The sequence below is a fragment of the Corynebacterium sp. HMSC073D01 genome, assembly GCF_001815555.1.
GTDB lineage: Bacteria > Actinomycetota > Actinomycetes > Mycobacteriales > Mycobacteriaceae > Corynebacterium > Corynebacterium glucuronolyticum.
The window spans coordinates 66,024-75,811 of sequence record NZ_KV821085.1 but is presented as its reverse complement, the minus strand read 5'-3'; the positions used below and the strand labels follow the sequence as shown (position 1 = coordinate 75,811).

The following is a 9,788-nucleotide window of genomic DNA, read 5'->3' as shown; positions in this document are numbered from 1 at the left end:
GGCGAGAGCACCCGACCATCGGCCAGGTGCTCATTTGCCCCGCAACTGCGGGGATGAGCCGCCAGCCACCTTGCTCGAAGCCACAGAATCAACATCTGCCCCGCACCTGCGGGGATGAGCCTGAGGCTGTCGCACCGGGTGGTACAGGCTCCGAATCTGCCCCGCACCTGCGGGGATGAGCCCTGCGTTACCGTTGAACTGACTTTCATGCTTCAATCTGCCCCGCACCTGCGGGGATGAGCACACATTGCTATCTAGCTCCACTCCCCTCGCCATAAACTGGCCTGAATCAGCTTCGATTCGACCGGCCAGGGGCTTAGTGTTAGGTGTTTCCGGTTTATCACCTCAATATGTCCTGGGACTCAGAATTATCTAGTTCGGTTAGCTCGGTGGCAAAGAAAAGTCGGCAATTTTCGAAATTCTCATTAACCGTGTGCACTCGCATTTTATGATGAGAATTATGTCAAGGTTTAGCTCGGCATCCGAGAAAGTGCTCGCCAGTTTTGAGCCACAAATCCGTTCATTTTGGGCTAAGACTCCGGAAGACTCCACGGATAAGAGTGGGGATTTCTTGTCGGTACCCCAGCATCTTGTCGATGCCGCGTGCGTCGCCGATGAGCTTTGGGAGACGTGGCTAAGTAATCAAACAAGAGCGTTTCTTCGTCGGGAGACTTCAATGACTGAGCAGGCGCTGCGTAGCCTGGTCACTTTTGTCGTCGGGACGCATGACATCGGGAAAATATCATGCACTTTCCAGTCCCAGTTGGATTCGAGGGGCGATATGGGGATGTACTCGCAGCGCGTAGAAGACGCGGGATTCAGCCTCGTTGCACCGAAGACGGAGTCAGCTTTTGAGTACTACCCGCACTCCAGCGCATCCGAAGCAATCCTCTTCGATTGGCTGCTAAACCACAAAGTATCGCGTCCTGTTGGACTCAGTATCGCGTCGATCGCAGCCGCACACCATGGGGTTCCTTCGACTAAGCCTGGGGTGGCAAAGGCCGCGCGAGCTATGGCAAAGTATTCGGCAGGATGGAAGGCCGCGCATAAGGAAATCCTGGACAAGATTGCAGAGCTGACGGGGTTTAATGAGGTGCTTCAGCAAATCACGAAACCGCTAACTACGCCTGCGACTCAGATCATTACGGGGTTCGTCATCATGTGCGACTGGATTGCTTCCAACCAGATGGCGTTTCCACTCAATGACACACACTCACAAGAGGATCGTGTTCGCCGTGGCGTGGATAGCATCGAGCTTTCTTCCCCGTGGTCACCACAGGTTCGTGCACCACAAGACGCCACCTACTTTTCCTCTGCCTTTAACTGGCCTGATAGTTACAAGATTCGCCCCATTCAGCAGGCGGCGGTTGATATCGCCCGTGCTCAAAAGGAACCTACACTTCTCATCATCGAAGCTGCTACCGGCGAGGGCAAGACAGAGGCGGGGCTTGCTGCGGCTCATGTCCTAGCCGCCCATGCGGGGAGTCAAGGTATCGTGTTTGCGGCTCCCACGATGTCAACAGCCGACGGACTGTTTAACCGCGTCACTGATTGGGCGATGCGGACGACGCCTGAGTCTGAGGTCTCGACTATGTTCCTTGGACACTCGAAAAGCTCTTTGAACAGGGACTTTACGAAGCTAAGATTTGGCAGTATTGGTGATCGACACGAGTTCGGGACGGTAACTGCGACGCGGTGGTTAGCTGGAAGGAAGCGAGGAATCCTCTCCAACTTTGTGGTTTGCACCGTCGATCAAGTTCTCATGCTTGCGCTTCAAGCTCGACACCTCATGCTTCGCCACCTCGGTTTTTCCGGCAAGGTGGTAATTATCGATGAGGCACACTCGTACGACGTTTACATGAACGAATATCTAGCAGTAGCTATCCAGTGGCTCGCCCGCTACGGGTGCTCTGTCATCATCATGAGTGCCACGCTTCCGACTTCTCAGCGGCAGGCACTGGCCAGTGCATACGCCAAGGGGTTGAACATCGAGAAGCCGACCGTACGATCGAGTGCCTATCCGTTACTAACGATCGTCGACAAGCAAGGGGGACGAGAACAACCAGTAGAGACCCGACCGGAGAGCAAACACTACAGTGTGGAAAAGCTTGCCGACGACGGCGAAGCGGTCGCTGGTCTGCTGGAGGATAAGTTGCGCGAAGGGGGTGTTGCGCTTGTCGTTTGCAACACCGTTCGGCGAGCTCAGGAGGCATTTGATAAGCTCTCAGCGCGATTTCCTGGTGAGGTAGAGCTCCATCATGCGGCGTTTATGGCGTCCCATAGGGCGCGCAAGGAGGAGGAGCTCCGAAGAAAGCTGGGGCCCCATGCGCATCGCGGGAATGGGAGACCAGATCGCCTCGTCGTCGTGACGACCCAGGTTGCGGAGCAAAGCCTCGATATCGACGCTGACCTGCTCGTTACCGATATTGCGCCAATGGATCTTTTGATTCAGCGCATCGGGCGTGTGTATCGCCACAACAGACCAGCATCTGACCGGCCCGAGCCCGTCAGTAACGCGCAGGTGTACATCCGCGGTGTGGAAACGTGGGATCCTGTACCTGAATTCGAGGCTGGAACTGCGGCTGTGTACTCCCCCGCCATACTTTTCGCGACAACGGCGGTGGCTATGCAAACCCTATTTGCCCGCGGTTTTACCTCCCCCTCTGACGTTTCTGAACTTGTACAAAAGACGTATTCTCCAGCTTTAACCTGCCCCGACGGCTGGGAGGAACAGTGGAACGAAGCCGCAAAGCAACACGCTCAAGCCATCGATTTGTCCCGAGCGCGTGCAGATTCCTATCGCATACCTGAACCGCGCAGCGTCGCAAACGAGCGAAGTTTGCAACGGCTTTACGAACGCATTGGTCCCAAGGAATCCGCTGAAAATGAAGAGGCCAAGGGGCTGGCGCAGGTGCGCGACTCGACACCGACAGTAGAGGTAATTCCCATCGTTTCCACTGAATACGGCTACATTCCCCTCGCTTTGCCAGAAAGTCCGGACATCGCCGATGATGCGCAACCCGAGCGTCACACAGCTTTTGCGCTCGCTGCTAGTTCTGTTCGCCTCCCCTCACGGTTAACGCCCTACGACACTGCCTTGAATAAGGTTCTTGACCAGCTTGAAATGGATACGCCTGTCGGTTGGGTGCAGGACTATCAACTCAAGGGAGAGGTAGCGCTGCGGCTCAATGCGGAACACGAGATTGAACTCAACGGCCATCTCCTTCGCTACGACATGGATTTGGGGCTATTAGAGGTTTTTCCCGGCGAAAATTACGGCTCCTAGCTGTGGACTTAGGTTTTGTTCGAAAGATCTCAATGCGATGTGGCAACCGTTGTATACATTCATAGTCATGTACAGCACAGTGAACGGCGACATACGGATTATGGCTCTGCCCTCGATTCCCGCATGTGCGGGACGGGCTTTTCTACCAAAAGCTAAGAGGGCTCATCACTGCGGTGAAAAACTCACCGGCAGCGCACCGTATGTCGCCGGGGGTAATTATACGGAGTTTTTCCGCAACATTTTTTGATTAACTCTTACCTTTTTGTAACCGACGTGCTATACTGAAAAATGAATTATCCACCACCTAATTTTAAGAAAGGATCATCATGAGCAGCTCACCTCCACGGTTCTCACTTCTCGACGAACCGTGGATCCTCTGCGAATCTTTGGATGGGACACCCGTTGAGCTCGGACTCCTCGATGTTTTCGACGGAAAACACCCAATCAAGCGCGTCAGGGGCGATGCACCTACGCAGGACTCCGCCATCGTCGGATTGCTCCTCCCGATTTATTGGCGGGCACATACCGGAGATCTCACTGTTTCCAACGGAGACAACCTTCCATTCTCCACCTGGTTCGAAGAGCATCTCGAGCAGGCGCGATCCAGCGAAGCGGACGAGACCGTCCTAAATTACCTGGAGACGTATCGCGATCGCTTCTTCCTCGTCGGTGGTCCTGCACCGTTTATGCAGACCCCGACGCTCGAGACAAAGAATATGGAGTTTCTCCCCCTTTCGCGCCTCATTCCTGAGGCCGAAAGCGAGTACTTCTCCATGCGGGAAGAAGATGCGGCGGAGACGGTACCGCTTGGCGAAGCCGCGCGGTGGATCGTTACCACACAGGCTTATGATTACTCCGGCATCAAGCCGGGTGCGATCGGTGACGACCGGGTGAAGGGCGGACGTGGGTACCCCATCGGCGTGGGGTGGTCAGGTATGACCGGCCGCACTCTCATCGTTGGTAATACCTTCGCGGAAACGCTCGTGTACAACACCACTGCGGACTGTATTTCTTCCCCTGAAGACAAGCCGTGCTGGGAACGCCCCGTCGATACTGCTGCGGTCAGAGAGTTCCCCGCCCCGAAGGGCGCTGCGGACCTTCTCACCTGGCAGACTCGTCGCATTCGCGTGCGTTACGAGGGAGATCGAGCTACCGGAGTCATTGTCACCAACGGCGACAAGATCCCCGATGCTGGAGCGAACGTATTCGGAGATCCGCTCACGCCGTACCGCTACAGCAAGAACAAGTCCAAGAAGGGCCACACGGTTTACTACCCGCAGTGCTTCGATACCAACCGAACGATGTGGCGATCACTCGTTCCGCTTGTGGCTTTGGACAGCGACCCCCAGTTTACGGAGAAGGATCGCGCGCCTAAACGTCCCCGGAATCTGGACTCACTATCACGAGTTTTTAACGATCTCGGCATCGAAGAAACGATCCCCCTAGAACTCATTTCTGCATCGTACGGACCGAACGATTCCACGCCCTCGACCACGGTTCATGCAGTTCTCAATCTCCCGTCACCTATTCTCCAACCCGAAAACGTAGAGCTCCGTGACCAAATTGTTTCCCAAGCAACCGCAACGTCGACGGCTGCAGTGGCACTGGGGAGTTTCGCCGGACAGCTACTTCAGGCTGCAGGTGGCGACTATGAATTTCAGCCGGCACCAACAGATGGTGCTCTCGCTGAACTGGAACATCGCTTCAACGCCTGGCTCTCAACTGTTGACGAGGATCAACTTGACGAGCAAATAACACAGTGGCAGGACATCGTTTACGAAACGATCATTGACAAGGCCGAAACCCTCCTACGAGGGGCAGGCCCCAAGGCACTCGTGGGACGGCTTATTCCGCCGCGCCAAGAAGGTGGCAAGCCATGGCAGCTCACCGCCGGCACTGCATTTGCACAGCTCAGAAGGAAGCTCTTGGACACGCTCAGCGCGTGCACTGCAAGCAAGCAACGCAAAGAAAAAGGAAATAAATCATGACCACCGATGAGAAACCGGCTACCGGACCCGGTTTATCCACTTCCGTAGGGAAAACTGCGGCAAGGCTCCAGGACAGCTTTTTCGGCGCACACGGAGACAGGGCGCAGGCTCGTGCCCGCGCGACCCTCGCCGACTTGCGCCGGAATGCTGGAAAAACCGCAGCTTCTGACCCTCTCGCCATGGAAAATGTGCTCTTGGAACTGAATCCCCCACTGGGTGAAAGCCTGCTAGGCAAAGGTGACAGGCCCTCTCCGAGTGAGGATGCCGCATTTGCCGCGATCAGTTTCTTTGCCCTCCACATGCAGAGCGCCAAACGACCGATGCACGTTCCCGATGTCAGTTTCGCTCGCGCCTGCGGTCTTCTGGACCTTCGCAGCGATAGTGACTCGCTGAAGCCACGGTTCGATGCGATCCTCCTGACACAGGACCTGCAAGCTCAAGTAATCCATATCAGATCGCTGATTCAGCTGCTTCGTCGCGAAGAATTGGGATTCGACTACGGTCGCTTCGCGCTCGATCTGCGCAGCTTGCACAACCCCTTGAAACGGAATGGAGTCCTCGTCCGCTGGTCGCGGGACTTCGCCACCGCCCACTACTCAACCACCGGCACCACTGCCAACTAACTGAAAGGAATTACCCCCATGTCCATCACAGTCGATATCTCTGCCCTGCACACCCTTCCCCCGAGCCTCATCAACAGGGATGACACCGGCGCGCCGAAGAGCGCCATCTTCGGTGGTGTCCCGCGTCAGCGTGTTTCTTCTCAGGCGTGGAAGCGCGCAATCCGCAAGTATGTGGCAGAAAACCTCGACCCGGATTCCATCGGTACGCGCACCCGACTCGTCGTCGATGTCATCCTCAAGGAAATTTCTAACATTACCGGTCAGGACACCGACGCGGAAGATGTAAAGGCTGTTGAGGCATTGTTCAAGGCCGCCAAGATCTCTCTCAAGGATGCCCCTGCCAAGGCTCACGAGGATGATGATGCTCCGACCAAGAACAAGACTGCCGGCTACCTGCTGTTCCTTAGCAGCCATCAGATTCACAACGTCGCACAGGCTGTAGTGAAGTCCCGCGAAACCAGTGAGAAGATTCCAGCAAAAATAGCGAAGCAGCTGCTGAACAGCGAGCATTCCGCCGATGTCTCGATGTTCGGCCGGATGGTTGCTGACGATTCCAGCTACAACGTGGACGCAGCAGTCCAGGTTGCGCACGCCCTCGGTGTGCACGAATCCTCGCCTGAGTTCGACTACTTCACGGCCGTGGACGACTACGTTGAGAGCTCCGATGAAACAGGTGCTGGCATGATCGGCACCGTCCAGATGATGAGCTCGACGCTCTACCGCTACGCCACTATCGACATGGATTCTCTCGCAGAAAACCTGGGTAACGAGGATGCCGCCAAGACGTGCGCCCTGTACTTCGTGGAAGCATTTATCAAGTCCATGCCGACCGGCAAAATCAATACCTTTGCCAACCAAACGCTTCCGGAACTCGTGTACATCGCCATCCGCGATACTCGCCCGGTCAGCTTGGTGAACGCATTCGAAACTCCCGTAACAGCCACTGCCGATCATGGCCGCCGTGAAGCAGCAGCCGAAGCGATGTCTAAACAGGAACGCGAGATTGAAGAGCAGTACGGATTCAAGCCCAAGGCCGCTTTCGTCATCGGCCTCGGCGATCTGCGCAAGGCATTCGCAGAGCTGGCAACAGAAACGACGCTCCCCGAGCTCACCACTGTTCTCGGCGAGGCCCTGGACGAAGCGAGCAACTAACATGACCCACTCGCTTCTCCTGCTGCTGAAAGGCCCCATGCAATCATGGGGCGACAGCAGCCGATATAAATCGCGTGAGACAGCGGCTGTTCCTACCAAGTCCGGAATCGTTGGACTAATCGCGGCCGCTCAGGGTAGGCGTCGCAGCGATCCCTTGGAAGATCTCGCGCAACTGCGCCTGGCGGTCCGCGTTGACCAACCCGGAACGCTACTGCGGGACTATCAGACCGCCCAGCAATGGCAAGTAAAGGAAGGTGCTTCGGCACAGCTCGTCACCCGTTATTACCTCTCCGATGCGGCTTTCGTCGCCGCTGTCGAGTCGGAGGATCGGGAGCTCCTGGAAGCTATGGCAGAGTCGCTGCGGCGGCCACGATTCCCGCTGTTTCTCGGCCGCAGGTCATGTCCTGCCCCGCCCAATCTCGTCCTTGGAATTCGTGATACCGATGTTGTCCAGGCGCTTGTCGACGAACCGTGGCACGCGTCTCCTCATCACCGCAAGGCTCGCTCGTCGACGGTGTATCTGCCGATTCACCGCGATGCAAAGCCTGGCGAGGCAGGTATGAGCAAGTGCGACGTTCCGATTTCCTTTTCCCAAGAGCACCGGCAATACGGCTGGCGCACCGTTGTGGTCGAGGAACGGAAAGCATCCTTTGAAAACGATTCCGCGCAAAGTAAGGATAGGTTCTTTGACACCGTGATCAGCTCATGACCACTTTTACACGAGTATTTGTCAACCCACAGAAGCGCCATGGCCGTAAGGTTCTCACCAATCCCGAGGCAATGCACGCAGAGGTGCGCGGCCTGTTCCCACCAGATCTCCCCTCCGACAACGGGCGTGTTCTCTGGCGCCTTGACCAACACGATAACGAGCACATCCTCTATATCGTGGGGCCGGAACGACCCGACACTGCAGAACTTGCAGATCGACTTGGTTGGTCAACACGACCAGCCCAAACAGCCGATTATGACAAGCTTCTCAGCTCTCTTGCCAAAGGTCAGCAATGGTGCTTTGAGCTCCTTGCCAACCCTTCAATCAGCCTGAAAACTGGAGGTAAGCGAGGGAAGTCGGTTCCTCTAGCCAGAATCGACCAACAGATTGACTGGCTGCTGCAACGATCCGAAAAGAATGGTTTCAAAGTTCTCCCACAAGGTGACAGTGCTGAATCTGACCTGCGGATCGCAAACCGCAAGGTCATGAGGTTTTCCAAGAATCCTCGTGACCACAAACGGACTGTAGCCCTCACCACCGTTCGGTTTGAGGGGACTTTAGAAGTCACCGACGCCGAAGCGCTGCGGGCTACTCTAACCCAGGGAATCGGCAAAGGCCGTGCCTACGGCCTTGGCCTCATGACCCTGGCCAGGAGATAACAATGGCCACCCCACGTCAATTACCGCTGGACAGACAGGCGCTGACCCGCATGGAAGAACGCATCAGCTTCCTCTATGTGGAACGTGCAACGGTAAGCCGTGACGCTAACGCTATAACCATCACGGATGAACGTGGGGTGGTACACGTGCCCGCCACAGCATTAGCCGTGCTCATGCTGGGGCCGGGAACCTCAATCACCTATGCCGCGATGGCAATCCTCGGCGATAGTGGCGTTTCTACCTGCTGGGTAGGCGAAAAAGGTGTGCGTTACTACGCCAGTGGTCGCCCACCGGCTAAGACCGCCCGCTTCGCAGAAAAGCAGGCGATGATCGTCTCAAACCAGCGAAGCCGCCTCGCCTGCGCCCGTCGCATGTACGCCATGCGGTTTCCCGACGACAACGTGGATACCGCGACCATGCAACAGCTTCGTGGCTATGAGGGGTCGCGGATGAAGAAGATCTATCTTCGCGAATCCGCTCGCACCGGCGTGCCCTGGGAACGGCGGCAATATGATCCCGACGAATTTGAACTCGGTGATCCGATAAACAAAACTCTCACCGCTGCCAACGCCGCCCTGTACGGCATCACTCATGCCGTCATCTGTGGTCTGGGGTTCGTCCCGGCCCTCGGGGTGGTTCACATGGGAACAGATCGTGCGTTTGTTTACGACATTGCCGACCTGTATAAAGCGGAAATCACTATCCCCGCAGCTTTCGAGGCGGTTGCTGCTAATGCGATGACCGCGCCACAGGACATCCGCCACATCATTCGCGATGCCATAGTTGAAACAAAACTCCTCCCCCGAATGGTCAAAGACCTGTACTCCCTAATGGAAGTTCACGACGATGGCGATCCTCTCAATGCCGAACTATTCCTTTGGAACGAAATCTCTGCCATCCCTGCGGGAATGAATTGGTCGGAGGAACATCGATGATGGTCCTCGTCGTCACCGCCTGCCCTGCCGGTCTTCGCGGTGACCTGACTAAATGGTTGTTCCAGATTTCCCCAACCGTTTTTGTTGGGCGACCCAGTGCTCGGATCCGGGAGGCAATCTGGAAACGCACGGTGGAACTGTGCAAAGACGGATCTGCCATTTTGGTCTGGAGCTCCGATAACGAACAAGGTTTAGAGTTTCGTACCCATCGGACCGAATGGCAACCCGCCGACTACGACGGCCTCACTCTCATACGCCGCCCCGCGCGACGGCCTCCCCCACAGCGGCGCACCGGCTGGAGCAAAGCCCGCAACATGTACCGCTCCCGCAAACGGTAGCCGAAACTAGCAAAAACAAAGCTAAAGCCAAAACCCAAAATCGGCGCTCATCTCCCCTGCTCAGATAGCATCTGCCCCGCACCTGCGGGGATGAGCCG

The 9,788-nt window shown here is 56.3% G+C and carries 8 protein-coding genes; all 8 read left to right on the top strand.

All coding sequences use genetic code 11. From position 1 onward, the window contains the following. Positions 1-460 precede the first annotated feature (460 nt). The 8 genes from cas3 to cas2e all read left to right on the top strand — a co-directional run bounded on the left by cas3 (position 461) and on the right by cas2e (position 9,690). Positions 461-3,286 (top strand): CRISPR-associated helicase Cas3', encoded by a 2,826-nt coding sequence (cas3, locus tag HMPREF3044_RS12070; RefSeq protein ID WP_168167260.1) that lies wholly within the window; start codon positions 461-463, stop codon positions 3,284-3,286. 326 nt (positions 3,287-3,612) lie between these two features. Further along, positions 3,613-5,274, top strand: a complete 1,662-nt coding sequence (casA, locus tag HMPREF3044_RS12065) for a type I-E CRISPR-associated protein Cse1/CasA (RefSeq protein WP_070742100.1) — start codon at positions 3,613-3,615, stop codon at positions 5,272-5,274. Next, on the top strand, positions 5,271-5,897 hold the full coding sequence (casB, locus tag HMPREF3044_RS12060) for a type I-E CRISPR-associated protein Cse2/CasB (protein ID WP_070742098.1): 627 nt from the start codon (positions 5,271-5,273) through the stop codon (positions 5,895-5,897). The genes casA and casB overlap by 4 nt, the downstream gene beginning before the upstream one ends. A gap of 18 nt (positions 5,898-5,915) precedes the next feature. Then, complete coding sequence (cas7e, locus tag HMPREF3044_RS12055) at positions 5,916-7,049, top strand: type I-E CRISPR-associated protein Cas7/Cse4/CasC (RefSeq protein WP_070742096.1); 1,134 nt, start codon at positions 5,916-5,918, stop codon at positions 7,047-7,049. A 1-nt stretch (position 7,050) separates the two neighbouring features. Next, positions 7,051-7,758 (top strand): type I-E CRISPR-associated protein Cas5/CasD, encoded by a 708-nt coding sequence (cas5e, locus tag HMPREF3044_RS12050; RefSeq protein ID WP_005391142.1) that lies wholly within the window; start codon positions 7,051-7,053, stop codon positions 7,756-7,758. Beyond that, entirely contained in the window at positions 7,755-8,417 is a 663-nt protein-coding gene (cas6e, locus tag HMPREF3044_RS12045; RefSeq protein ID WP_070742094.1) for a type I-E CRISPR-associated protein Cas6/Cse3/CasE, read from the top strand. Before cas5e ends, cas6e begins: the two co-directional genes overlap by 4 nt. 2 nt (positions 8,418-8,419) lie before the next feature. Further along, on the top strand, positions 8,420-9,352 hold the full coding sequence (gene cas1e / locus HMPREF3044_RS12040; protein ID WP_005391146.1) for a type I-E CRISPR-associated endonuclease Cas1e: 933 nt from the start codon (positions 8,420-8,422) through the stop codon (positions 9,350-9,352). After that, positions 9,349-9,690 carry a type I-E CRISPR-associated endoribonuclease Cas2e gene (gene cas2e / locus HMPREF3044_RS12035; RefSeq protein WP_040428981.1) on the top strand — a complete coding sequence of 114 codons (342 nt, stop codon included), beginning with the start codon at positions 9,349-9,351 and terminating at the stop codon, positions 9,688-9,690. The genes cas1e and cas2e overlap by 4 nt, the downstream gene beginning before the upstream one ends. Positions 9,691-9,788: the final 98 nt, after the last annotated feature.

What these genes read in the sequence shown, in the direction of transcription:
- cas3 (WP_168167260.1), top strand. Translation starts at nt 461, where the DNA reads ATGTCAAGGTTTAGCTCGGCATCCGAGAAAGTGCTCGCCAGTTTTGAG.
- casA (WP_070742100.1), top strand. Translation starts at nt 3,613, where the DNA reads ATGAGCAGCTCACCTCCACGGTTCTCACTTCTCGACGAACCGTGGATC.
- casB (WP_070742098.1), top strand. Translation starts at nt 5,271, where the DNA reads ATGACCACCGATGAGAAACCGGCTACCGGACCCGGTTTATCCACTTCC.
- cas7e (WP_070742096.1), top strand. Translation starts at nt 5,916, where the DNA reads ATGTCCATCACAGTCGATATCTCTGCCCTGCACACCCTTCCCCCGAGC.
- cas5e (WP_005391142.1), top strand. Translation starts at nt 7,051, where the DNA reads ATGACCCACTCGCTTCTCCTGCTGCTGAAAGGCCCCATGCAATCATGG.
- cas6e (WP_070742094.1), top strand. Translation starts at nt 7,755, where the DNA reads ATGACCACTTTTACACGAGTATTTGTCAACCCACAGAAGCGCCATGGC.
- cas1e (WP_005391146.1), top strand. Translation starts at nt 8,420, where the DNA reads ATGGCCACCCCACGTCAATTACCGCTGGACAGACAGGCGCTGACCCGC.
- cas2e (WP_040428981.1), top strand. Translation starts at nt 9,349, where the DNA reads ATGATGGTCCTCGTCGTCACCGCCTGCCCTGCCGGTCTTCGCGGTGAC.